Source organism: Sporosarcina sp. GTC18466, assembly GCF_055389225.1.
Map to the genome: position 1 here is coordinate 1,461,600 of NZ_AP044037.1, position 24,405 is coordinate 1,486,004.

General features: G+C 49.9%; 21 protein-coding genes. 4 read left to right on the forward strand and 17 right to left on the reverse strand.

All coding sequences use genetic code 11. The features are described from left to right. Positions 1–3: 3 nt before the first annotated feature. From ACZ5FK_RS07075 to ACZ5FK_RS07100, 6 genes are all read right to left on the reverse strand, one after another. Entirely contained in the window at positions 4–855 is an 852-nt protein-coding gene (locus tag ACZ5FK_RS07075; RefSeq protein WP_464807393.1) for an ABC transporter permease, read from the reverse strand. Between the two features lie 37 nt (positions 856–892). After that, entirely contained in the window at positions 893–1,825 is a 933-nt protein-coding gene (nikB, locus tag ACZ5FK_RS07080; RefSeq protein ID WP_464807193.1) for a nickel ABC transporter permease, read from the reverse strand. 84 nt (positions 1,826–1,909) lie between these two features. Beyond that, a complete protein-coding gene (locus tag ACZ5FK_RS07085) occupies positions 1,910–3,499 on the reverse strand; it encodes an ABC transporter substrate-binding protein (protein ID WP_464807194.1) in 1,590 nt (529 codons plus the stop codon). Next, positions 3,492–4,517: an ABC transporter ATP-binding protein gene (locus tag ACZ5FK_RS07090; protein WP_464807195.1), complete on the reverse strand. Its 1,026-nt coding sequence runs from the start codon at positions 4,515–4,517 to the stop codon at positions 3,492–3,494. Before ACZ5FK_RS07090 ends, ACZ5FK_RS07085 begins: the two co-directional genes overlap by 8 nt. Next, on the reverse strand, positions 4,514–5,494 hold the full coding sequence (locus ACZ5FK_RS07095; RefSeq protein ID WP_464807196.1) for an ABC transporter ATP-binding protein: 981 nt from the start codon (positions 5,492–5,494) through the stop codon (positions 4,514–4,516). Before ACZ5FK_RS07095 ends, ACZ5FK_RS07090 begins: the two co-directional genes overlap by 4 nt. Positions 5,495–5,522: 28 nt before the next feature. Further along, complete coding sequence (locus ACZ5FK_RS07100; RefSeq protein WP_464807394.1) at positions 5,523–6,248, reverse strand: 5-oxoprolinase subunit PxpA; 726 nt, start codon at positions 6,246–6,248, stop codon at positions 5,523–5,525. A 199-nt stretch (positions 6,249–6,447) separates the two neighbouring features. Here ACZ5FK_RS07100 and pxpB point away from each other — a divergent pair, with 199 nt between their 5' ends. The 4 genes from pxpB to accC are packed head-to-tail and all read left to right on the forward strand — an operon-like array spanning position 6,448 to position 10,003. Continuing rightward, positions 6,448–7,170: a 5-oxoprolinase subunit PxpB gene (gene pxpB, locus ACZ5FK_RS07105; RefSeq protein WP_464807197.1), complete on the forward strand. Its 723-nt coding sequence runs from the start codon at positions 6,448–6,450 to the stop codon at positions 7,168–7,170. After that, positions 7,154–8,149, forward strand: a complete 996-nt coding sequence (locus tag ACZ5FK_RS07110; protein ID WP_464807198.1) for a 5-oxoprolinase subunit C family protein — start codon at positions 7,154–7,156, stop codon at positions 8,147–8,149. The genes pxpB and ACZ5FK_RS07110 overlap by 17 nt, the downstream gene beginning before the upstream one ends. A gap of 11 nt (positions 8,150–8,160) precedes the next feature. Next, positions 8,161–8,649, forward strand: coding sequence for an acetyl-CoA carboxylase biotin carboxyl carrier protein (locus ACZ5FK_RS07115; protein ID WP_464807199.1), 489 nt, complete (start codon positions 8,161–8,163; stop codon positions 8,647–8,649). Further along, positions 8,642–10,003: an acetyl-CoA carboxylase biotin carboxylase subunit gene (accC, locus tag ACZ5FK_RS07120; RefSeq protein ID WP_464807200.1), complete on the forward strand. Its 1,362-nt coding sequence runs from the start codon at positions 8,642–8,644 to the stop codon at positions 10,001–10,003. Before ACZ5FK_RS07115 ends, accC begins: the two co-directional genes overlap by 8 nt. Before the next feature lie 54 nt (positions 10,004–10,057). On the opposite strand, the gene ACZ5FK_RS07125 is transcribed toward accC, so the two are convergent. From ACZ5FK_RS07125 to ACZ5FK_RS07175, 11 genes are all read right to left on the reverse strand, one after another. Beyond that, positions 10,058–10,798, reverse strand: a complete 741-nt coding sequence (locus tag ACZ5FK_RS07125) for an IclR family transcriptional regulator (protein WP_464807201.1) — start codon at positions 10,796–10,798, stop codon at positions 10,058–10,060. Between the two features lie 205 nt (positions 10,799–11,003). Then, on the reverse strand, positions 11,004–12,812 hold the full coding sequence (locus ACZ5FK_RS07130; protein ID WP_464807202.1) for a DUF6508 domain-containing protein: 1,809 nt from the start codon (positions 12,810–12,812) through the stop codon (positions 11,004–11,006). A 184-nt stretch (positions 12,813–12,996) separates the two neighbouring features. Further along, positions 12,997–14,985: a methyl-accepting chemotaxis protein gene (locus ACZ5FK_RS07135; RefSeq protein ID WP_464807203.1), complete on the reverse strand. Its 1,989-nt coding sequence runs from the start codon at positions 14,983–14,985 to the stop codon at positions 12,997–12,999. A gap of 476 nt (positions 14,986–15,461) precedes the next feature. Then, positions 15,462–15,830 (reverse strand): DUF1413 domain-containing protein, encoded by a 369-nt coding sequence (locus ACZ5FK_RS07140; RefSeq protein WP_464807204.1) that lies wholly within the window; start codon positions 15,828–15,830, stop codon positions 15,462–15,464. Between the two features lie 218 nt (positions 15,831–16,048). After that, positions 16,049–17,554 carry an IS5 family transposase gene (locus ACZ5FK_RS07145; protein WP_464807205.1) on the reverse strand — a complete coding sequence of 502 codons (1,506 nt, stop codon included), beginning with the start codon at positions 17,552–17,554 and terminating at the stop codon, positions 16,049–16,051. Between the two features lie 145 nt (positions 17,555–17,699). Continuing rightward, positions 17,700–19,205: an IS5 family transposase gene (locus ACZ5FK_RS07150; protein WP_464807205.1), complete on the reverse strand. Its 1,506-nt coding sequence runs from the start codon at positions 19,203–19,205 to the stop codon at positions 17,700–17,702. Positions 19,206–19,340: 135 nt separating this feature from the next. After that, the gene (locus tag ACZ5FK_RS07155; protein ID WP_464807206.1) at positions 19,341–19,631 is read right to left on the reverse strand and encodes an HNH endonuclease; all 291 of its coding nucleotides are present in this window, start codon (positions 19,629–19,631) and stop codon (positions 19,341–19,343) included. Positions 19,632–20,041: 410 nt separating this feature from the next. Continuing rightward, entirely contained in the window at positions 20,042–21,547 is a 1,506-nt protein-coding gene (locus ACZ5FK_RS07160) for an IS5 family transposase (RefSeq protein WP_464807207.1), read from the reverse strand. A gap of 264 nt (positions 21,548–21,811) precedes the next feature. After that, positions 21,812–22,201, reverse strand: coding sequence for a hypothetical protein (locus tag ACZ5FK_RS07165; protein ID WP_464807208.1), 390 nt, complete (start codon positions 22,199–22,201; stop codon positions 21,812–21,814). A 175-nt stretch (positions 22,202–22,376) separates the two neighbouring features. Continuing rightward, complete coding sequence (locus tag ACZ5FK_RS07170) at positions 22,377–23,594, reverse strand: PrsW family glutamic-type intramembrane protease (RefSeq protein ID WP_464807209.1); 1,218 nt, start codon at positions 23,592–23,594, stop codon at positions 22,377–22,379. Between the two features lie 198 nt (positions 23,595–23,792). Continuing rightward, entirely contained in the window at positions 23,793–24,401 is a 609-nt protein-coding gene (locus ACZ5FK_RS07175) for an Ig-like domain-containing domain (RefSeq protein WP_464807210.1), read from the reverse strand. Positions 24,402–24,405: the final 4 nt, after the last annotated feature.

Below are 24,405 nucleotides of genomic sequence, written 5' to 3' on the forward strand. Positions count from 1 at the left end.
CACCTACAATTTTAGATTTGGATCAAACCGGTCCCGCAGCCAGTCTCCGAGAAGATTGAAGCCTAACACCGTCAGCATGATGGCGATGCCTGGGAAGACCGCCGTCCACCATGCGGTTGTCGTATAGTTTCGGCTGTCCGCCAGCATGCCGCCCCACGATGGAATGGTCGGATCGACCCCGAGGCCGAGGAAGGTGAGGGATGCTTCCAATAGGATAAATTCCGCGATATACATCGTTCCAAGCACCAAAATGGAGGAAAGGACATTCGGCAGCACATGCTTGCGGATAATCGTGAAATTGCTTCCGCCGATCGCTTTGGCTGCCTGGATATATTCCTGTTCCTTCAAGGAGATGACTTGGCCACGGATCAGCCGGGCAAACCCCACCCAGTATGTAATCCCCAAAATGAGGATGATCTTCCACATGCCCGTGCCGATGACGCTCATGACAATGATGGCAAGCAGGATGAACGGGAAGGCCAGCTGGATATCCGCGACCCGCATGATCAGATCGTCCAGCCATTTTCCGAAATAACCGGAAATCAGGCCGAAGAACACGCCGATCACGAGAGCGATAAGCACGCCCATGAAACCGACCATAAGGGAGATCTGCGCTCCGTGTATGATCCGGCTGAGCAGATCCCGGCCGACCTGGTCAGACCCCAGGAAATAGACGGACTCACCCAGAGGGTCGGCCCAGGACGGGGGAAGCAGGCGGTCTTTCAAGTTGGCTTTCATATAGTCGAACGGGCTGATGAGAGATGCAAAAACCGCAGCCAGTATGCTCCCGGCGGTCAGGATCATCCCCAGCACACCGGTAGGGTTCTTTTTGATGAATGTCCAGGCGCGCTCCATGCGCGTGGCCTTTTTCTGCTTAGCAACTTGTAGCAAATCACTCCCCTGCCTTTCCTGCTTTTATTCTCGGATCAATAAATGAATAGCTGATATCGACGACCAAATTGACGAGGACCATGATCATCGCCAGGAAAATGACGCCGCCCTGGATGACCGGATAATCCCGTTGGTTGATGGCATCTACGATGAGACGGCCGATGCCCGGCCATGCAAAGACTTGCTCAATGATGACCGTACCGCCCAGCAGGCCGCCGAGCTGGAGGCCCAAAAACGTCACGGTCGGAAGCAAGGCATTCCGGAACGCGTGCTTGACGATGACTTTCCATTCTTTGATGCCCTTTGACCTGGCGGTGGAAATATATTGCTGGTTCAGCACCTCGAGCATCGAGGAGCGGATCAGTCTTGCCAGAATTCCCGACAGGATCAGGCCAAGCGTAACGGACGGCAGGATGAGAGATGAGAATCCTTCATAGCCGGACGCCGGAAGCCATTGCAGCGTGACAGAGAAGATGAGGATGAACATGATCCCGAGCCAGAAGTTCGGAAAGGAGATGCCGATCAAAGAGAAGATCCTGCCGAAGAAGTCGACAAACTTCCCGCGGTATACCGCAGACAGGATGCCGATCGGAAAGGCAATCAGGACGGCCACCACTAACCCGCCTACGGCAAGGGACAAAGTGGCACCGGCCCTTTCCAGGATCAGCGAAGAGACTTTCGCTCCGCTTCTGAACGACTCGCCGAAATCGAACGTCAGCATCCCTTTCAGAAACAGCCCGTATTGGACGTACAGCGGCTGGTCCAATCCTAACTTCGCGTTCAAAGCGGCAATCGCTTCCGCTGTCGGTTCACCGGCCCCAAACATGACTGCCGCAGGGTTGCCGGTTAAACGGATTGAGAAAAACACCAGTAATGAAATGAAAAAGACTACAAACACCATATGGATCAGTCTGCGTAGTATGTAGGAAAACATCGGTGATCCCCCTTAATCTGAAATAGCACATTGGAATGGGAAGAGAGGCAGTACGGCAGGGCCATACTGCCTCTCCATGTTGAATTATTGTACAGACACTTCCTCAAGACGGATGCGGTCTTCGTGCGGAGACTGGAAGTCTACTAGCCTTTCATTGACACCGTATAACATCACTTCTTGATAAAGATTAATTTCTGGGGCCAGGTCATAGAGAAGCTCCGTCAATTCCATGAAGATCTTCTCGCGCTCCTCCTGATCCACAGTAGAACGTTCCGCTTTCAGCAGTTCTTCAACTTTCGGATCCTTGAAGGAAGGGTTCCAATGTTCGCCTTCTGAATACATCAGATACGCCGTATTGTCAAAGTCAAGCGTCCAGCCGCCCCAGCCTTGGCGATACATATGACCGGCCTTTCCGGAAGGAATCAGCTCCGAAGTCAATGTCGTCGGGTCTGCACTGTTAATATTCAATTTGATCCCGACCTCATCAAAGTAGAAAGAAATGATCTGGGCGATCTCTTTGAAGTTTCCGTCGTTGCCCGGGACATAAAGCTCGAGTTCCGTCCCTGCAGGCACGCCTGCTTCCGCAAGAAGCTCTTTCGCTTTCTCAGGATCATAAGGATACGGCTTCAGGTCAGGGTTATTCCCGAACGAGAGGTCACTCTGGTACGTGCTGATCGGCGATCCGAAACCGTCAAGTATCTCATCAATGATCGCCTCTTTGTCCACTGCATAGTTCAATGCCTGTCTCACAAGCTTATCGTCTACTATACCGTGTCCTGGATCAAAACGGAGGGAGAATACAGTCGGTGTTCCGACTTCTTCAAGGTTGATATATGGAGAATCTTTCACCGTTTTCGCTTGTGAAATCTCTACGCGTTTCATGACATCGACTTTGCCTGTCTGCAATTCTGCAAGCCGCGTTGAAGCTTCAGGGATGAAGCGGAACGTGACACCATCCAGCTTCGGCAGCCCATCTTTCCAGTAGTTCTCATTTTTTTCGAGCTTTGCGTACTGGTCACGCTTATACTCTGTCATTTTGAATGGTCCTGTTCCGACAGGATTATCATTGAAAAATTCATCCGTGTTTTCTGTAACGTATTTCGGCGGTACAATCATCGCCCCGTAGCCGGCAAGTTTTGTCAAAAGCACTGGGTCAGGAGAATTCAAGTGGAAAACCACTTCGTAATCGTTGATGACTTCCACCGAATCAATAGATGTATAGTTTGCTTGCTGAGGGCCTTTTGCTCCTTCATCACCAAGCAGCCGATCAAACGTAAACTTAACAGCATCGGCATTGAATGGCTCGTCATTATGGAATGTCACACCTTCACGTAGCTTAAATCGAAGAGTCAGGTCATCTTCATATTCCCATGATTCCGCCAAGCCAGGCTTGAGTTCAAGATCGAGATCTCTGTCGACCAGACCTTCAAATATTGAAGATCCTACAGAACTCCAATCGAGTAAAAATGTATCTATCGGATCCCAACTTTGCGGGTCTGTTGGAATGGCGACCACAATGCTGTTCCCTTTATCAGAAGCAGGATTTTTTCCCGGATCCGCCGGTACTTTGGACGTATCGCCGTCCCCGCCGGTCTTTTTGCTTCCGCCCGAACAAGCGCCCAGTACAAGGACAAGTGCAAGCAGCAGCATGAATGAGATTCTTCTATTAGACATGGGTGACACTCCTCTGTTTTTCTTTATTTGTTGATTCGCTTGAATCCGGATACAGGTGACAGGCGGTGAAGTGATTGCTTTCCACTTCAAAGAATGCAGGCTCCACCTTTTTACAGACCTCCATGCAGGCAAAGCATCGTGGATGGAACGTACAGCCTGACGGCGGATTCGAGGGGCTCGGCACGTCGCCTGTCAGCACGATCCGCTCCTTCTTTTCATCTGGATGGGATTTCGGCAGGCTCGACAGCAGCGACTGCGCATACGGGTGGAGCGGATGGTTGTACAAACTATTCTTATCCGTCAGCTCCACCATCTTCCCGAGGTACATGACGCCAATCCTATCGCAGAAATGCTTGACGACACTTAAATCATGCGAAATGAACAGATACGCAAGATCATATTCCTTCTGCAGATCTCGCATCAGGTTGAGCACCTGTGACTGGATGGACACGTCGAGGGCCGATACAGGCTCATCTGCGATGATGAGTTTCGGCTTGGAAATCAAGGCCCTCGCAATGCCGATCCGCTGCCGCTGTCCGCCTGAAAATTCATGGGGCAGCCGGTGCAGCTGCTCTTTCGTCAGGCCGACCTGTTCAGCAACTTCAATGACCCGTTTCCGGCGGGCCGCCTTGTCCTTGATACCGAAATTGATCAGCGGCTCTTCAATGATCTGGAAAACTTTCATCCGCGGATTCAGTGATGAAAACGGATCCTGGAAAATGATCTGCATCTCTTTGCGGTACGGAATCATCTCCCCAGGAGACAGATCGGTGATGTCTTTCCCTTCAAACAGGATCCTTCCTCCGCTCGGTTGCAGCAGCTTGAGGACCGAGCGTCCCATCGTACTCTTTCCGCACCCCGATTCACCGACGATGCCGAGGGTCTCGCCTGCGTTGATTGTGAAAGAGACACCGTCCACTGCTTTCACTTCATTGAGGACTTTCCTGCCTGTCACGCCTCCCAGCTGAGGGAAATACTTCTTCAGTCCTTGCACTTCCAACAAAGGGGTTCCCGTCATTGCACTCCCTCCTCTTCATAGAGCCAGCATCTGACTTTGCTGCCATTTGGATGAGCGATCACCGGAGGGGTTTTGCCACATTTCTCGAATGCGAACGGACAGCGCTCCCTGAAACGGCATCCTTCTTCGATGCTGCCGGGAGCAGGAACCGTTCCCGGTATGCTCGATAGATACTCCTTTTCTTCATGGATAGATGGGAGAGAGGCGAGCAGCCCTTTTGTGTACGGGTGCAACGGCTCGTCGAACAGCGTGCGCGTCCCTGCTTCCTCGATGATCTCCCCTGCATACATGACGACCACCCGGTCACAGATTTCCGCTACGACCCCTAAGTCGTGTGTAATCAGGATGATGGACATCTGAAGCCGTTCCTGCAGCGATTTCATCAGCTCCAGAATCTGCGCCTGGATCGTCACATCCAGCGCGGTGGTCGGCTCATCAGCAATCAGGATCTTCGGATCGTTGACGAGGGCAAGTGCAATCATCACGCGCTGCCGCATCCCGCCGGACAGCTGATGCGGGTAATTGTCCAAAACCTCATCCGGCCGCGGGATGCCGACAAGCTTCAGCATTTCCAGCGTGCGCGCATCCGCTTCTTTGTGACTGACCTTCTTATGGCTCAGAATCATTTCGCGCACCTGTTTGCGGATTGTATACACCGGGTTCAGCGAGCTCATCGGTTCCTGGAAGATCATTGACATCTGCTTACCGCGAATATCTCTCCAGTCTTTCTTCGAGAAATTATCGAAATTCAAATTCCCCAGATGGATATGCCCGTCTATGTATTCGATCCCTTTCGGCAGCAGTCCCATAAGCGACAGGGAGGTCATGCTCTTTCCGCATCCCGACTCTCCGACGATGCCAAGTGTCTCCCCTTCGTTCAGCGCAAACGAGACGCCGTCCACGATGGGCGTCTTCCGCTTTCCGTCGACCACTCCCACTTTCAGCTCATCCACTTGCAGGATTGATTGTTCTGCCATACTCTCACTTCCTTCTGAATGAAATAGATCACAAGCTTTCCCTGACTATCCGGAGTGACTCCAGAATTTCGACAGCCGCCCCGTTATCGCCATGTATGCAGAACGTATCTGCCGCAATCGGATAAGCCGTGCGCGAGCGCGTCGTCACTTTCGATTCAATCACCATCTCCAGGAACTGCGCTGCGGCCTCGCCGGGATTCCTGATGACACTTCCCGGGATCTTCCGCGGCGTCAGCTTGCCATCCTCTTCATAGGTGCGGTCCACGAACGCTTCCTCCCAGACTCGGACGCCTTTCGCCTTCGCCGCTTCGACAGTCAGGCTGCCGGCCAGCGCATAGAGGATCAGATCATCCGAGTAATCCAGTACCGCACTTGCGATGGCTTCGGACGTCTTCCGGCACCCGGCAGCCCGGTTATATAAGGCGCCATGCGGCTTCACGTGATGTAACCGTTTACCATACTTCTTCAGAAAAGCATCTAATGCCCCGATCTGGTACAGTACCAAGTCGTATACTTCGTCAGGACTGCAATCCATCTCCCGCCTTCCGAATCCGGCAAGATCCGGATATCCCGGATGGGCGCCGATCTTCACGCCATGCTGCACGGCCGCCTCCACGGCAAGCCGCATATTGCTCGGATCGCTCGCATGGAAACCGCAAGCGATATTAACACTGTCTACATATTCCAGCAACTTGGCTGCGTCATGTGTCTTGTAAATACCAAAATCCTCACCGAAGTCGCAGTTGATATCCACTATTTTCAAGGATGCACCGCCATTCCATTCCCGAATATCGAAACTATTGTTTCAAGTTATAAAATTTATTCTAACACAAAATAAGCTGAATTCAAGTGTATTTTTCCTCTTGTGTTTCTAAACAGAATATTTGATAATGATAGTACCATTTCTTAAAACCTAGTTCCCGTTATTCGGGAATAAAAGAGGAGGGCATGACATGAACTACCAAATAGAACCTTTCAATGACCATGGCATCTATATTTCGTTCGGTGACGATATCAACGAAAAGTATCTGGCGTACCACCACGCCATTATGGACCGGCTGGACAGTATGCCTCCTCCGGGCTACATTGAATCGATTCCCGGATACAATAACCTGACAATCTTCTACGATCCTATGGAAATTGCGTCGCGCTTTGGGACGGAGGATGTCCAGCAGCAGTTCATCCAGATGATCGAAGACCTCTTGCAGAAGATCCAGATTCGGGAAGCAGAGACAGGCAGCATTCTCCGCATTCCCGTCTGTTACGGCGGGCAATTCGGGCCTGACCTGGCCTATGTCGCGGACTATCATAATCTGTCAATCGAGGAGGTCATTGATATCCACAGCCGAAACGTCTACACCGTGCATATGCTGGGGTTTGCACCCGGCTTCCCCTTCCTCGGGGGCATGGACCCTGCAATCTCCACCCCGCGGAAAGGGACGCCTGCCGCCTCCATTCCTGCCGGTTCGGTCGGCATAGCTGGACCGCAGACCGGTGTCTATTCCATTGAAACGCCAGGCGGCTGGCAAATCATCGGAAGATCGCCGTTGCCGTTCTTCCAGCCTGAAAAGCATCCCCCTTCCCTTCTGAAAGCGGGAGACCGGCTGCAGTTTTACTCGATTTCTGAAAAGGAATTCTTTGATATGGGAGGGGCCGAACATGCTGAAAGTCATTAACGGGGGTATCCATGCGTCCATCCAGGATACGGGCCGCTGGGGGTTCCAGCAGTACGGCATGGTCGTCGGAGGCGCAATGGATCAGCACGCACTTGCGGTCGGCAATGCACTGGTCGGAAACGGGGTGCACGAGGCAGCTCTTGAAATCACGTTCGGCATGACGGCCGTGCGCTTTGAAAGCGACAGGCTCATAGCCGTCACTGGAGCCGACGCCTCCCCGCTTCTCGGCGGCGCGGCGATGCCGCTCTGGCGCCCGGTCATTGTAAGAGCCGGAGAAGAACTCCAATTCCTCGGGACGCGTCAAGGCGTGCGCTCGTACCTTGCCATCGCCGGCGGTTTCGACGTCCCGATCATCTTGAATAGCAAAAGTACATATGTGAAAGGGAAAATCGGTGGATTTGGAGGAAGGGCCTTGCAAAAGGGCGACCAGGTTCCTCTGTCGCCCATGAATGCGCAGCAGCAGGCGATATTCGACAAGCTTCAAAAGAAGGGCAAGCCTGTCGACTGGTCCGTGAATTTCGGAGACTTCGAACGTTTTCAGCAGCGCACTTCCATCCGGGTGCTGAAAACACGCCACACGCCCCTGTTTGACTCTGGCAGCCTGTCCCTTTTCGAATCGCAAGTGTACACCGCTTCCAATCAATGCGACAGGATGGGGTGCCACTTGCAGGGAGAGCAGCCGCTTTCACTGAAAGAACCGGCAGACCTCCTGTCGGAAGCGATCGCATTCGGCACCATCCAAGTCCCGCCGAGCGGGAAACCGATGATCCTGCTTGCGGACCGTCAGACGACAGGCGGCTATCCGAAAATCGGACAGGTGATCTCCGCCGATTTCTCCGCTCTCGCCCAGCTGAAGCCGCTGGACGAAATCAGCTTCAGCTTCGTTTCCATGCAGGAGGCGGAGCAGGCCATGCTGAAGCAGCGGGCAGCACTTGAGGAAATCAGACAATCGATTCAATACCGACTACACACAACATGAGGAGTGGCAAAATGTTTACACAATCTGAACTAGAATCCATCGAAAAACTGCTGAAACTGCTCGATGGCAGCACGCTGCAATCAGGGATACTCGAAAAAGAAGGCATGCAGATCCGGTTTGATAAACATGCGGGAGGCGCGTCTGCCTTGATACAGGACCGCACAGCCGGCACCTCCTATCAAAAACATGCAGATCCAAGAGACCCGCAGCCGATTGAAATATTGGATGAACCGGAAACCGGAGAGGCGGACATTGAATGCAAAGCTCCGTTTCTAGGGAACCTGCATCTGGAGAAACCGGGCGACAGCGGACCGCTGATCCAAGTGGGACAGAAAGTGAAGAAAGGCGACGTCGTGTTCCTGCTCGAAGCGATGAAACTGCTGAACGAAGTCCAGGCCCCGGCGGACGGAGAAATCACGGAGATCCTCTGCCAGCATGGAGACCTGGTCCAATACGGTGATGTCGTCCTGAAGCTGAAGGAAAGTGATCTGGATGATTAAAAAAGTGTTAATTGCGAACCGCGGGGAGATCGCCGTCCGCATAATCCGTACATGCCGCAATATGGGGATCCGGACAGTCGCGGTCTACTCAGACGCTGACCGGGATGCGCTCCATGTCCAGTTCAGCGACGAAGCGTATTGCCTCGGGCCTGCCCTGTCGCACGCAAGCTATCTGCGGCAAGACCTGATCATCCATCTGGCTCTTGCGACAAACTGTGACGCCATCCACCCGGGATACGGATTCCTGTCCGAAAATGATGCCTTCGCTGAAATGTGTGAGACCATGGGCATCCAGTTCATTGGCCCATCCGCCCGCGCCATCCGTTCCATGGGCGTGAAAGACGAGGCGAAACTGCTGATGAAACAATCGGGCGTGCCAGTTGTGGAAGGGTCTGACGGACTCATCGGATCGCTGGAAGAAGCGCTTGCAACGGCCGCCGGCATCGGCTATCCGCTGATCATCAAGGCGACAGCAGGAGGCGGCGGCAAAGGGATCCGCCTCGCATTTCGCGAAGAACAGCTGATCGACCAGTTCAAAGCCGCCCAGAACGAAGCCTTGTCCGTGTTCAATAACAGCGGGGTCTATATTGAAAAGTATATCGAGCAGTTCCGACATATCGAAATCCAGATCGCTGCCGATCAGCACGGCAACACGATCCACCTCGGGGAGCGTGACTGCACGACGCAAAGACGGATGCAGAAACTGATCGAAGAAGCCCCCTCTTCCGTCATCGACGGGCCGATGAGAGAACAGCTCGGAATGGCTGCCGTCCGTGCTGCACAGGCAGTCGGATACGTCGGTGTCGGCACTGTGGAATTCATCTATGACGCCGCGGCCCGGGAGTTCTACTTTATGGAGATGAACACACGGATCCAGGTGGAACATACCATCACGGAAGTCGTCACAGGCACCGACCTCGTCGAATGGCAATTCCTGATTGCCAGCGGACAGCCGCTGCCGCTTGCCCAACAAGAGATGCAGATGGACGGCTGGGCGATCGAGTGCCGCATCAACGCCGAAGACCCGGACAGGCACTTCATGCCGCATCCGGGTACCATCACATTTGCCCACCTGCCCGCAGGACCGCAAGTCAGGGTGGACAGCGCCATCTATACAGGGTACACGATCCCCCCTTATTACGACTCCATGATCGCCAAAATCATCGTCCACGGAAAAGACCGGCCGGACGCCATCCAAAGAATGATCACGGCACTCGGGGAACTGCGGGTGGACGGCGTGCCTACGACAAAGGAATTCTTGCTGCACGCACTGAAAACCGAAGACTTCCAGCAGGGCGATTTCCGCTCGAATGGCTATGATCAGATGTTCGAAGACTTTCAAAATACCAGATGACGCCAAAAGCGCCGGCCCCTTGCCGAAGGGAAGCCGGCGCTCTTTCCTATTTGATCAATGTCCGATCGCAGCGGAAATCTGCTGCGCCGCCTCCATCACTTTACCCGCCAGCCGCTTGACTTCCTCATCGGAAAACTCAGCCTCAATGCCGGCGATGCTCAAAGAAGCGATCACCTTCCGCTCATAATTGTAAATGGGAGCCGCCAGGGAAGCCGTATGATTCTCAAGTTCCGACTGACTGAACGCATACCCCCTGTCCCGCGCCTCCCGGATGGTCTCCCAGAGGATATCCTGATCCGTGATCGTATGCTTCGTATACGCCTGCAGCTCCACACGCTCCAAATACTGGTTGATGAACGAATCAGGCTGGAACGACAGGATCGCCCTTGCGCAAGCTCCGCCATACAACGGACTCCGCCGGCCAACCGAAGTATACAGCTTGACCTTCTGGAACTCGTCAATCTTCTCCACATAGATCGCTTCGTCCCCCTCCAAGACTGCCAGGTTAATCGCATGGTGCTCCTCATTATGTAAACGGCGCATGATGGGCTGCGCAATCTGCCGGATGCTGAGGCGGTTTGCCACCAGCTGCCCGAATGTCAGGAAGATCGTCCCCAGCCGGTACTTCGCATCCCCCTGTTTCTCCAGAAATTTCATCTCTTCCAGCGATAACAGCATCCGGTACACCGAACTCTTCGGCATCCCCGACAAATCCACAATCTCCTGGAATGTCAGCTCCGCGTGGTCAGTAAACAGATATAGCAATTCCATTGTCCGAATCACAGTCTTATTCATAGTTGTCCAATGCTCTCCTTCTCCATGCCGCCAACAGGTTTGATGCTGGGCTTTACTAGGTATCTTTTGAATGATACGAACAGTATACCATTTTTAGAAGATTTTCGTATGGGGGAAAACTTTTTTAAGTCGTGAATTGCTGTCCAGTTCGCTTGGAACGCCGTTGTATCACCTTAGCAGGCAGCCGGTAGGGCATAGCAGTTCCTTACAATGCGCACTTCATAAAAATCCTCGCCATCTCCTGCTCCGTCAGCCCAAAAAAGTCGAGGCCCGCCATGCAATATGCCAGAAGGATCTCCGTGCCTTCCGACTGTTCGAACCGGACGCCATGGTTTTCCTGAAGAAAGTCTGCCATGCCCCAGATTCTTGAATCATTTCGTCCCTCGCCGCGGTAATAGAAGTCGGCCAAGCGGTACAGTTCACGCAGCGCCTGTTCCGTAAACGGTTTTTCCTCTATCATTTTTGCAAAATATGACCCTTTTCCAGATGGCTCAATTTCATAGCCATCCTTAAAAAGGACGCTTAGCAAGGAAGAGCCAGATGCAGAACCTGCTGCTGAGCAAGGTATCTGCCACGCTTTCCGGCCCGCTTCTGTCTCAAGCGTTTCGGCATTGCGCAGCTTCCTGTTCTCAAACTGCATCCAGAACCACTTGCCGTCCTTTGTGAAGGTCACATTGTATTCCGTCATATAATCAAGATCTACAGAGGTCAGCGTTTCGACTGCCAGAGTCTCATTCGCTTTGAGTGTCTCTACGCATTTCTCGTAGTCCATTGTAAACACATCGCCCTCTTCACTCATATGACCATTCACATGGATGCGGATCCGTTTAGCATTATCATTTGAGCGATTGACCAAACTCAAGGTATATTCACTTGCATCGATTGTCAGCAAAAACAAGCTAGCCAGCAACGCTGTTTCTTCTCTATTGATATGCTGGATGACAGCCTGTACAAACGGTTCAAACGTCTTCCCTCCACTGCCGAAATACATGAGATGACGGCAAGCAAAAACGGATGCTTCTTTCCCGTTTGCGTACGTGAAATGCAGACACGGCGATGCGGACTTCTCGATGTCCCGCACGCCGGCCGAAGGAGCTTTGCCGATCAGCCCCGTTTCCTGAAGCAATTTTGCGAGCCGCTCCAATGCATCAGATCCATATACTAGTAACGTGCGGGGCTTATGCTCCTCGAGAAGGTCAAAGAATAGCCGCTCACTCCGGACTATCTCTTCCTGGGGAATTCCCTTCAATCCGTCTGCACGCTGGGTTGGATACGTGGCGACATTCGTGCGCAGGACAGGCACCCCCGTCTCCGCCTCCAGCCGGCCTGCTAGCTGACTCGCACCAGATCTGGTCTTCGATACACCCGTCTTCCCCATTCCTTTGCGCAATTTCTCATAGGTCTTTTCAAATTCCGTCTCATCCAGCAGCATGGCCGCATACTCTTTAACTGGAACGCACTCCTGGTTGATCGAAGTGGCAGGATTAATCCCGATAAGAAACGCATCATGCGCTTGATGCCGGTCGGCGGCCAGAACAAACGGCCTCAGATAAGGGTCTGCAGGATCGCCTGAAAGCGGAACAACGCGCTCCATCAGGTAATCTGCATCCAGCAAAGTCTTTTTTGCCTTAGAATACTCTGTATCGCCGAGCAGATCAGCTAGTCTTTGAAGCGCCTGAAGAAAATACCCCTTCTTACTATAGGAAGCGATCGCTCCTGCGACAAACCGTTCTTCCCGGATCATTTGCGTCATGATGGCCTTGAGCAGCGACAGATCGGCGCCTGGAAGTGCCTTCCCCATCTCTTCGGAAGACTGTATGCCATGCTCATGCAGAGTGGCCGTATAGTCTGTGTCCACTAAATCCGTTTGATAAAAATCATCGATGAACTCATTGATTGCCGGTTCGTACTCCATGTACAGCAAGCTGCCGCCTGTGGTGGGTGTCTTTGAATCGTCTGTTGCAAGTTGTTCAAAATAAGGGATGTAGGAAATTAGTTTTTGGGATGCTTGCATTCTGTCATCTCCTCTTTTCAATACTTATTGCACTGCCTTTGTCTATCTAGTTATGTATACACAAGCTAGTTAGGAGTCCTTTGGTATATTGTACTGCAGACCGGAACTTTTCAGTGAGATAATATGGAAAAGCTGTGCAAGAAACATATTTCCTGCACAGCATCTTCTATGGACCAGCAACTTATCAGCTCACTTCATTATGCTCAGTATGTTTGAAATGAGAAATCAGCTCTTGCAATTCTTCCGCCATCGACGACAGCGTTTTAGCAGATGCCGTAATCTCCTCCATGGACGCCAGTTGTTCTTCGGTGGAAGCTGCTACTTCTTCGGACGCAGAAGCGTTCTCTTTCGCCAGGTTCTGAAGTTGGCGGGCTGTTTCCTCTACTTCCTGAATATGATCTCGCGCTGTTTGGGCTAAAGTTGAGATTTCATTCATTTCCGGTGTAATTTCCTGCGTACTGCCTAGAATGTCGGTAAACTTCTCAATAGCTTCATTGGATATCGTCATGCCGCTCTTTACGTCTTCTGTCACTTGCGCCATGATATGCACCGCATTTTCAGTGTCCTGTTGTATTCCCTTAATGATCGTAAAGATTTCAGTCGCCGATTGCTGAGATTGTTCTGCCAGCTTTCTCACCTCGTCTGCGACGACCGCAAAGCCTTTTCCGTGTTCTCCAGCTCGGGCCGCTTCGATAGCTGCATTCAACGATAGCAGGTTGGTCTGCTCCGCTATCCCCGTGATCACATGCAGGATGGTACCCACGTCCTGAGACCGTTTCGCTAAAGAACTGATCATCTCATTTGACTCGGATACAGATGACTCAATGGATGCCATCTGTCCGACTGTATCTTTGACTGCCAGGCCGCCAGTCTCTGCCTGCCCCATCATTTGGTTCGCCAGCGTCAGTACAGCCTTGGATCGATTCGCTATCTGTGCGACTCCCATGGTAACTTGCTGAATCAGCTCGCTATTGAAGGCCACACTGTTCATTTGGCTTTCTGCATTGCCCGCCACCTCTTGGACGGCTTCAGCAACATGCTCCGTGGCATAAGTCGTCTGTTCAGCACTAGCAGTCAGCTCTTCTGAAGACGCTGCGACCATTTCAGTGTTTTTTTCAATCCGGATCACTAAATTCTTCAAGCTGCTCTGCATGTCCCGGAAAGCCATGCCCAGCTGTCCAATCTCATCATTCGATTGAATATCAATCACTTCAGTCAGGTCCCCCCCGCTAATGGTCAGCGCTTGTTCCTTCAAAGTGCCAATCGGTTTCAGGACAGAACGGAGGATGAAGAACGTCACCACGGAACCTATGATTAACGCAATCACAATAACTGCAACAGTCTTCATAAGAATCGGAGCTGCGGCTGCTTGGATTTCTTTTTGATATAGCGTTCCTCCAATTTTCCATCCTGTGACGTCGTTTGTCATGAACGCCATGAATTTTGGAGAGCCATCGAACACATAGTCAAAGGCACCTTGTTTGTCGGTATACATCTTCTCAAAGAAAGCTTCCTCCGCCAGAGATCCTGGTTCACGTGTCGGATGGGAAATGAATTTCTTGTCTTGGTCCAAAATAAACGAATAACCTTCATTACCAACCTTCACTTGCTCAGACAGCTGGTTAATATAATCCAGCGTAATATCAACACTAATCACCCCGGAATGATCTTTCGCTGTCTTTGAAATAGTGACGACGAGAGCATCTACAGACGCATCAGGATAAGGTTCCGATATGATAATGTCTCCGGTTCGTTCCATCGATTGCTTAAACCACTCCCGGGTCCGCGGATCATAGGCAGACGTATCATTAATGACCGGTTCCTGAATAAAATGACCTTGCTCCGTTCCGACATAGATACTCAAAATCTCAGGATGCAGCGCTGCGTACTGGGCCAGTTTGCTTCGGAGATCGGGGCTCTCATTGCCGGCATACATACTTTTTTGCACCTGCTCGCTCATCGTCTCAATATCATGGATCTTTGGAGCGATCGTATCGTCAATGATAGAGTCCAAGATATGAATATTTTCTTCTGCCTCCCCGGCAATCTGATGTTCCAGCGTATTTTTTGCTTCTATGTACGACAGCCATCCGATGCTGATTGCGGGAATGATCAGAATAAGTGCAAATGCTGTTATCAGCTTGACACGGATGGAATTAAATTGTTGTTTCATTGGTTCACGTCCTTTTATAGTTTACAATATCATTTGGCCATTTAGGCCTAGTAACTATATCGGTTAGGATACACTGCTTTCAAGTGATATTACGAGAAAGAATATAAATGTTGCAACCTCTTTCTGTATAATGAAAAAGACCGCACATGAACATTTATGTGCGGTCTGCTCCTACCAAGGTGCTGCCGTCCTCATCACTTAATCGTATGAAGGAAAGTATCAAGAAGCTTATTGTTTTCATCATAGCCATAGATCATAACAGTGCTATTCGGCTTTAGTTTCCAATGTACGTCAATTACTGGCGGTTTACAGTGACCTTACTTGGAACGCACGTCAATCGGTGTCTTCAGCGGCTATTGGATTCCCATTTGACAGTTATACCTACCCAGATAATGTTTTGATAGAATTCGTATTATTTGTGTAGGGGAGACGTGTATTTTTGGCAGGCTGCCAGTATTCATTTCTGGAGATTATCCTTATAGCCGCTCATAAATTGCCGCATTGTCGCTGTCTTTTTTCACAAAACGATACAATCGCTTGTACGTGTCATCGTTCAGCACTTTGCCGATAAACTTCCTTCCGAGCGATAAACGAGAGCCAATAGAAAATGAATTCCAAACCGTCTCTTCAAAAAGATCGCGCACTTTAAATTCATCACCCGCTTTCAATACTGCTGCTTTTTCATGTACCTCTTCAACTGTCACTTCCATCTCCTCCTTATAATCTGCCGCATGAATCGCCATTTCCTTCACCAATACACCTACCGAGAGTCCATGCTGGCCCGCCAGTTCTTGCACGGCCGCATACTCACTCTCATTAAATCGAATTGTTACTGTTGGACTCAATTTCTTCATCTCCCCACCAAAATATACTTATGTCTTACGTAAGCTACATCTTCAGTATACACCTATGTAAGACAAAAGCAAGAGAAATAATTCACGAGGGATAAGAGAATCAAGGAACAGCGAAATCCGTAAAAAAGCTGTGCAAGCCATCCAAAAATAGATGGTGCACAGCCGCCGAACAGTTATGTATTTATTTAGGGACTACTGAACAACCTAATTTAAGCAACTGGAAAATTAGGCTTCATAGAAAATAAGCATAATGATTGTCGATCATAACGAAGGAAAAATGACAAAAAAGTATCCCGGAGGATCTTTTCGAGATTCATGGTGACCAGTTGGAGGGCAATTGTCGTCTCACTTGTGGCTTGAAGGCGTGCTTTAATAAGACCCAGCCCATATACGCGTTTGCCTTCACCGAATTTGCCTTCGATGGCATTACGCTCGCCGTGGTCCTGTTTTTCCACCTTCTTCTGTTCTGAGAGGACATGCTGATTCTTGGCCGGTCTGCCGAGTTTCGGACCGCTCAGCCGGATGCCAAGTTCTTTACAGAACTTCCGGTTTTCCCGGGTTCTGTAGATAGTATCCGCGAGAACGGCTTCCGGATAGTAGCCAAACCGTTCCTTGTACGCCAGGATGGATTCTTGTAGAAGAGTCCCTTCGTTATAAGCATCCCATTGAAGCGTCTCAAGGTATGCATACCCATCGACCAAGCTGACTGAAAGTTTTGCACCGAATTCAACCGCTGCTTTCGCTTTCCCTCGTACAATCGGACGGATATAGGGCTGTGAAATGCTGACGATTCGGTCCTCAATTGAATGTGACCCGTTTTCGAACAGGATGGTCTGCTGACGGAACAGTTCCTGGATGACCAGCAGGTCTTTGTACTGTGCCCGTGTCAGCTTGGTAAGTCCAACTTCATCCGCTAGATTCTCTACATGCTTCAGATTTCTACGGACATAGGATAGCTGTCCCTTCAGGCAGGCCTGTATCTTCTCGTAGCCAGGTTTCCGTTGCTTGGATAAGGCGAGATACTCCTTCCGTGCTTTCTTGCGATAGGTACGCGGTTTTTTGGCACCATGAGGGCGTTCTGCGTGTAACGTATCGATCATCGTTTCAAGTTTTCCCCTCGCCTGATGCAAGAGACCGATATCCGTGGGGTATGCAATATCGGAAGGGGCACAAGTGGCGTCGATCAGAAGTTTCCCTTGTTTGTAGACAGGCGTTTCCTCTTTCGGATGCGAAGGCTCCGGGCTTACTGCTGGGCTTTCATTCCCGCCTTTCGGCTCGTCATCATCCGAATCCGTAGGATTCGCAGGTTTCCGATGTGCGGCCGTAATGGATTCATTCAGCTGATTCACAAGTTCCATGTTGAAACGCTTGCGGAAATGCGTCAGGGAAGATGCGTGAAACGGTGGTTCATCTTGAAAAGCGTGCAGTCCGATGAAGTATTGCATATAGGGATTTTCTGTTATGACTTCCACGGTTTCTTCATCACTCAAGCCAAGCCGCTCCTTGATGATCAGTGCGCCAAGTGCAAGTTGCACGGTATATGCCTTACTTCCTTGATTAGGGTCGCCAAGCGACTTCAGATAGGCTTCCTCAAGATCAGCCCAAGGAATGATAGAAGCCATACGAACCCAACGGTTATCAGGGTTCAAGTGCCCTCCGAACGGCAAAAAGAATTCGTGTGGCAGTATCATCTGGTTCGCGTTATGTTCATACATGACATGTCCTCCTAAGCGGTTCCGAAATGGATTTAATTTTTTCAGTATGCACTTATTTCGACAAATAACGTGTTAAACCCTTTATTTTATAGGGAAATTCGAGTTGTTCAGTAACCCCTATTTAGGGACTACTGAACAACCTAATTTAAGCAACTGGAAAATTAGGCTTCATAGAAAATAAGCATAATGATTGTCGATCATAACGAAGGAAAAATGACAAAAAAGTATCCCGGAGGATCTTTTCGAGATTCATGGTGACCAGTTGGAGGGCAATTGTCGTCTCACTTGTGGCTTGAAGGCGTGCTTTAATAAGACCCAGCCCATATACGCGTTTGCCTTCACCGAATTTGCCTTCGATGGCATTACGCTCGCCGTGGTCCTGTTTTTCCACCTTCTTCTGTTCTGAGAGGACATGCTGATTCTTGGCCGGTCTGCCGAGTTTCGGACCGCTCAGCCGGATGCCAAGTTCTTTACAGAACTTCCGGTTTTCCCGGGTTCTGTAGATAGTATCCGCGAGAACGGCTTCCGGATAGTAGCCAAACCGTTCCTTGTACGCCAGGATGGATTCTTGTAGAAGAGTCCCTTCGTTATAAGCATCCCATTGAAGCGTCTCAAGGTATGCATACCCATCGACCAAGCTGACTGAAAGTTTTGCACCGAATTCAACCGCTGCTTTCGCTTTCCCTCGTACAATCGGACGGATATAGGGCTGTGAAATGCTGACGATTCGGTCCTCAATTGAATGTGACCCGTTTTCGAACAGGATGGTCTGCTGACGGAACAGTTCCTGGATGACCAGCAGGTCTTTGTACTGTGCCCGTGTCAGCTTGGTAAGTCCAACTTCATCCGCTAGATTCTCTACATGCTTCAGATTTCTACGGACATAGGATAGCTGTCCCTTCAGGCAGGCCTGTATCTTCTCGTAGCCAGGTTTCCGTTGCTTGGATAAGGCGAGATACTCCTTCCGTGCTTTCTTGCGATAGGTACGCGGTTTTTTGGCACCATGAGGGCGTTCTGCGTGTAACGTATCGATCATCGTTTCAAGTTTTCCCCTCGCCTGATGCAAGAGACCGATATCCGTGGGGTATGCAATATCGGAAGGGGCACAAGTGGCGTCGATCAGAAGTTTCCCTTGTTTGTAGACAGGCGTTTCCTCTTTCGGATGCGAAGGCTCCGGGCTTACTGCTGGGCTTTCATTCCCGCCTTTCGGCTCGTCATCATCCGAATCCGTAGGATTCGCAGGTTTCCGATGTGCGGCCGTAATGGATTCATTCAGCTGATTCACAAGTTCCATGTTGAAACGCTTGCGGAAATGCGTCAGGGAAGATGCGTGAAACGGTGGTTCATCTTGAAAAGCGTGCAGTCCGATGAAGTATTGCATATAGGGATTTTCTGTTATGACTTCCACGGTTTCTTCATCACTCAAGCCAAGCCGCTCCTTGATGATCAGTGCGCCAAGTGCAAGTTGCACGGTATATGCCTTACTTCCTTGATTAGGGTCGCCAAGCGACTTCAGATAGGCTTCCTCAAGATCAGCCCAAGGAATGATAGAAGCCATACGAACCCAACGGTTATCAGGGTTCAAGTGCCCTCCGAACGGCAAAAAGAATTCGTGTGGCAGTATCATCTGGTTCGCGTTATGTTCATACATGACATGTCCTCCTAAGCGGTTCCGAAATGGATTTAATTTTTTCAGTATGCACTTATTTCGACAAATAACGTGTTAAACCCTTTATTTTATAGGGAAATTCGAGTTGTTCAGTAACCCCTATTTATAGTAGTACGTTTACTCATCTTGGTATACTGCCGTCCGGTGCCACGCCATAAACTGTTTCCGCTCATGCTGCAGATCAATGCGCATGGACTCATGCAAGTTGAGCAGAATCCGGTCTGCATCCGAAAGACGTGCCGAGATACACATGCTGCCATCTTCCTCAAACGTAATCAGCCCTTGATCAAACAGTCGATCATGATTCGGACAGAGCAGCAGCCCATTCTCCACATGCAAGCGTTCCGCGGAACTGCAGTCTTTCCATGGTTTGATATGACTTGCCACGAGCAAGGACGGGTTCGCCATATTGCACAGCCTCCAAAAGCGACTGGTTCATGCCCCGTTGCCTCGATGCCCGCAATGCGAATTACCATTTTAGGCGGATAGGCGAATCCGTTAAACACCATGTCGTATTTAGTGGAGTTGTACCGCTTGGCCCATCCGTAGGTATCCAGATAGTCGACCGCCTCCAGTACATGCTCCCTGTGTATTTTGCTTAAGATATCTTCCATTCCACGTCCTCCTTGGCCGGCTTCAGCACCGGCTCTGCAGCCAACTCTTCCTCTTCAATTTTATATCAACTGACGAATCGTCACTTTCCTATGTATACCTTCAAACGAACATTCTCACCGCTCCAGATCATGCTCGTTCTGTTCTATAAACTCCATCGCCCTCTGCCGTTCCTCTTCTAAATAGGGACTACTGAACAACCTAATTTAAGCAACTGGAAAATTAGGCTTCATAGAAAATAAGCATAATGATTGTCGATCATAACGAAGGAAAAATGACAAAAAAGTATCCCGGAGGATCTTTTCGAGATTCATGATGACCAGTTGGAGGGCAATTGTCGTCTCACTTGTGGCTTGAAGGCGTGCTTTAATAAGACCCAGCCCATATACGCGTTTGCCTTCACCGAATTTGCCTTCGATGGCATTACGCTCGCCGTGGTCCTGTTTTTCCACCTTCTTCTGTTCTGAGAGGACATGCTGATTCTTGGCCGGTCTGCCGAGTTTCGGACCGCTCAGCCGGATGCCAAGTTCTTTACAGAACTTCCGGTTTTCCCGGGTTCTGTAGATAGTATCCGCGAGAACGGCTTCCGGATAGTAGCCAAACCGTTCCTTGTACGCCAGGATGGATTCTTGTAGAAGAGTCCCTTCGTTATAAGCATCCCATTGAAGCGTCTCAAGGTATGCATACCCATCGACCAAGCTGACTGAAAGTTTTGCACCGAATTCAACCGCTGCTTTCGCTTTCCCTCGTACAATCGGACGGATATAGGGCTGTGAAATGCTGACGATTCGGTCCTCAATTGAATGTGACCCGTTTTCGAACAGGATGGTCTGCTGACGGAACAGTTCCTGGATGACCAGCAGGTCTTTGTACTGTGCCCGTGTCAGCTTGGTAAGTCCAACTTCATCCGCTAGATTCTCTACATGCTTCAGATTTCTACGGACATAGGATAGCTGTCCCTTCAGGCAGGCCTGTATCTTCTCGTAGCCAGGTTTCCGTTGCTTGGATAAGGCGAGATACTCCTTCCGTGCTTTCTTGCGATAGGTACGCGGTTTTTTGGCACCATGAGGGCGTTCTGCGTGTAACGTATCGATCATCGTTTCAAGTTTTCCCCTCGCCTGATGCAAGAGACCGATATCCGTGGGGTATGCAATATCGGAAGGGGCACAAGTGGCGTCGATCAGAAGTTTCCCTTGTTTGTAGACAGGCGTTTCCTCTTTCGGATGCGAAGGCTCCGGGCTTACTGCTGGGCTTTCATTCCCGCCTTTCGGCTCGTCATCATCCGAATCCGTAGGATTCGCAGGTTTCCGATGTGCGGCCGTAATGGATTCATTCAGCTGATTCACAAGTTCCATGTTGAAACGCTTGCGGAAATGCGTCAGGGAAGATGCGTGAAACGGTGGTTCATCTTGAAAAGCGTGCAGTCCGATGAAGTATTGCATATAGGGATTTTCTGTTATGACTTCCACGGTTTCTTCATCACTCAAGCCAAGCCGCTCCTTGATGATCAGTGCGCCAAGTGCAAGTTGCACGGTATATGCCTTACTTCCTTGATTAGGGTCGCCAAGCGACTTCAGATAGGCTTCCTCAAGATCAGCCCAAGGAATGATAGAAGCCATACGAACCCAACGGTTATCAGGGTTCAAGTGCCCTCCGAACGGCAAAAAGAATTCGTGTGGCAGTATCATCTGGTTCGCGTTATGTTCATACATGACATGTCCTCCTAAGCGGTTCCGAAATGGATTTAATTTTTTCAGTATGCACTTATTTCGACAAATAACGTGTTAAACCCTTTATTTTATAGGGAAATTCGAGTTGTTCAGTAACCCCTAAATAGGCATTCCACGCATTCTTCAGATTCGCTTCACGCTCAAGCTGTAATTGTTCCCTGGATTTAAAGGGGATAATATTGGACATCCATGGTGCTCCTTTCATATATCAATAGATAAGGGGATGCCCTACTTTATGCATCTGCCCTATTCAATATCATCGTAATACTGTTTGCCCATACTTCTCGCTCCGAGACTCATCAGGGCCCCGAGCACAAAGCCGATTACGCCTATAACAATAGACAGCACCTGACCGCCCCCGGTCACTTGAACGAGGAAAGAGCATAGTATATACCCGGCAACCCCCCACGCCAAGGAGAGCAGCAAACTGAAGACATGGAACACCCGAGTTTGATAAAGAATAAAACAGACAATGAACGCAATGAGGAACGTGGCAATTCCGTTCCAAGAAAACTTCGACACGCCAAGCCATGTCACAAACCCGCATAACAGCAACATCTCAAAGATGAAAAATCCAGAAAAGCTTTTGTTCTCTTCGTAATTGACCATGCCTTTACGAACTTCTTGGGAGCTCATTTCATAACCTCCTTTCGTTAGGTGGAATTTTCACTCCGCCTATCACGTGAACTTCCCGTTTATACTTTGAGTCTTCTATTCTCCCAGTAGTAGATACGCACCGCTGCCAGTACCCTTACTGATCTTTATCAACAGATTTATCAATCGTTAATAGATTTTGCTTAGTCGTCTTCCCTTACATCTCCCCCTGAACCGGCTCAGGTATGTTTTCCCCTGCCATTTCTTGCCGTTCCTGCAGCTCGGCGGTCTTGCTGTTATGCAGGCGGACAATCTGCTGCAACCCTGCATTGATTAGACTGAAAATGAAAATCCAAGCTACCACGATCAGTGAGAGATAGATCAAATTAAAGGACTGCAGAAGATACAGAGGCATGTCCCAAATCGCATGCAGAATGACAGAAACCGAAAACAGCTTCAAAAATTTCGAGTTCGTCAGGTGGTCTTTACGGAACTGCTCGCCTGCCATCACATACACAAGGGCTCCGCCAGCAATCGCTGTCCAGACGACATGCGTGCCGACTGCCGTCCAGGCGCGGCTGAAGATTACGGAAATCATCGTGCTGTCCCCAAACATCATGCCGTAGTTAAACGCATAGCCCGCAGACTCAAACGCTGCAAATCCTGCGCCAATCGTAGCTCCGATCAGCAAGCCATTCAATATGTATTTCGGTTTCAGCTTGCGTATGAAATAAATGACGACCGCTAACTTTCCGACCTCCTCCACAATTCCTACAATAACAGCTCCCGAGTAATTTAGGTCATACACCGGAAAAATCGAATATAAAAACAAGGTGAGCACCAGGGATGCCGTCCCGCCAATGAAGAACATCTTGGACGTCTCATAAATACTGATATTCCGTGGAGCATTCATCTCCCAAAAGAATATGAGAAGAGAAAACGGCGCAACCAATGAACCCACCATGATCAACCCAGGAATAGCATGCATGTTTTCAAACGTATAGGCGGAAAGGTAAAGAAACACATACGACAACGCCAACACGACGAACACCCTGGAGAACAGCCATGGCTTTGGCCAAGTGGTAGAGATCTCGCTCTCTGCCGGTGTTGTTGCAAGGGTGCCTGAGATGAAGAGAGCATCTCCCTCTTCTTTGTGATGTTTCTTGAAGACTTGTGAAAAAACATCCCGCAGATTAATCTGGATGGCCCCCTGCTCTCCGACCATTGCATTGATCTTCTCCGTCGCATGAAGGAATCGCTCCTTCACTTGCGTCTGCACTGTTTTGGCAGATACCTGTACTGTCTCTTGAAAATAGGGACGGTTTTGCTCACCAGATGCTTGCGACTCCCCTGCCGGCTTGCTTAAATTGGCCCCGCACGCCCCGCAATAAGCCTGTTGCGGCTGGACTTTTTCCCCACATGAAACACAGAACATTTTTTCATTCCTCCATTGGAACAGGCGCATATCATGTCTGTTTGAGCCTTTTTTACTTATAGTTCAGCAAGTATCTTGATTCCTACTATATTATAGCATTTATTAGTTACATCGCACTATCTTCTCGAAGGCTGCATTTTGGCAGGAAGATTAAAAAAGACACGCAAGGTGTCACTTGCGTGTCAGTTTTGCATGCGGTTATTGAATGGTATACCGAAGTGTTTGTAATCGTTTATTGCTGTCCCCGTAACCATATACGGTTACCGTGCTATTCGGTTTCATATCTATGAATGTTCCGGTATGTTGGTTGCCGCCAATATACGTCAACTCTTGCCCGTTCACCGTGACTTTATGAACCTCAGGACTGGTGGTCACCACGAATGTGGTGAACATACCACTAATAGTACTATGGATAGCCTGAATAGCCGCCGTCGGATCTACCACTTGAAAAGGTACCTCAATTGGTGTTTTCAATGGTTTGCCATCAAGCGATCGAACTTCTGCTGTAATCATCAAGCGATACGACTTTCCAACTTCATATGAAGAAGTGGGTATCACTTGCACTTCCTTTCCATTGCCGACCAGACGGGCAACGGAAGGATGGGTTGTATGGCCATCCGTAATATAGATGCTGCTTGGAGTGATCGACGTTCCGTCAAGCTGTAAATTAAACTTCACGCTCCATGCCTTGTCAACTTCGTGGATAGACTGGAATGCCCATTCCTTTGCCATACTTGTGTTCTGCCAAGGCAGGAAGAGCAGCAGCATGACGGCTGCAAGAATACTATATCGCTTGAATATCTTCATGCAG

Coding starts and splice junctions, on each gene's coding strand:
- ACZ5FK_RS07085 (WP_464807194.1), bottom strand. CDS start 3,499: ATGTCTAATAGAAGAATCTCATTCATGCTGCTGCTTGCACTTGTCCTT.
- ACZ5FK_RS07160 (WP_464807207.1), bottom strand. CDS start 21,547: ATGTATGAACATAACGCGAACCAGATGATACTGCCACACGAATTCTTT.
- ACZ5FK_RS07135 (WP_464807203.1), bottom strand. CDS start 14,985: ATGAAACAACAATTTAATTCCATCCGTGTCAAGCTGATAACAGCATTT.
- ACZ5FK_RS07150 (WP_464807205.1), bottom strand. CDS start 19,205: ATGTATGAACATAACGCGAACCAGATGATACTGCCACACGAATTCTTT.
- pxpB (WP_464807197.1), top strand. CDS start 6,448: ATGAACTACCAAATAGAACCTTTCAATGACCATGGCATCTATATTTCG.
- ACZ5FK_RS07155 (WP_464807206.1), bottom strand. CDS start 19,631: ATGGCGAACCCGTCCTTGCTCGTGGCAAGTCATATCAAACCATGGAAA.
- ACZ5FK_RS07090 (WP_464807195.1), bottom strand. CDS start 4,517: ATGACGGGAACCCCTTTGTTGGAAGTGCAAGGACTGAAGAAGTATTTC.
- ACZ5FK_RS07165 (WP_464807208.1), bottom strand. CDS start 22,201: ATGAGCTCCCAAGAAGTTCGTAAAGGCATGGTCAATTACGAAGAGAAC.
- nikB (WP_464807193.1), bottom strand. CDS start 1,825: ATGTTTTCCTACATACTACGCAGACTGATCCATATGGTGTTTGTAGTC.
- ACZ5FK_RS07125 (WP_464807201.1), bottom strand. CDS start 10,798: ATGAATAAGACTGTGATTCGGACAATGGAATTGCTATATCTGTTTACT.
- ACZ5FK_RS07175 (WP_464807210.1), bottom strand. CDS start 24,401: ATGAAGATATTCAAGCGATATAGTATTCTTGCAGCCGTCATGCTGCTG.
- ACZ5FK_RS07075 (WP_464807393.1), bottom strand. CDS start 855: ATGGAGCGCGCCTGGACATTCATCAAAAAGAACCCTACCGGTGTGCTG.
- ACZ5FK_RS07145 (WP_464807205.1), bottom strand. CDS start 17,554: ATGTATGAACATAACGCGAACCAGATGATACTGCCACACGAATTCTTT.
- ACZ5FK_RS07170 (WP_464807209.1), bottom strand. CDS start 23,594: ATGTTCTGTGTTTCATGTGGGGAAAAAGTCCAGCCGCAACAGGCTTAT.
- accC (WP_464807200.1), top strand. CDS start 8,642: ATGATTAAAAAAGTGTTAATTGCGAACCGCGGGGAGATCGCCGTCCGC.
- ACZ5FK_RS07095 (WP_464807196.1), bottom strand. CDS start 5,494: ATGGCAGAACAATCAATCCTGCAAGTGGATGAGCTGAAAGTGGGAGTG.
- ACZ5FK_RS07115 (WP_464807199.1), top strand. CDS start 8,161: ATGTTTACACAATCTGAACTAGAATCCATCGAAAAACTGCTGAAACTG.
- ACZ5FK_RS07130 (WP_464807202.1), bottom strand. CDS start 12,812: ATGCAAGCATCCCAAAAACTAATTTCCTACATCCCTTATTTTGAACAA.
- ACZ5FK_RS07110 (WP_464807198.1), top strand. CDS start 7,154: ATGCTGAAAGTCATTAACGGGGGTATCCATGCGTCCATCCAGGATACG.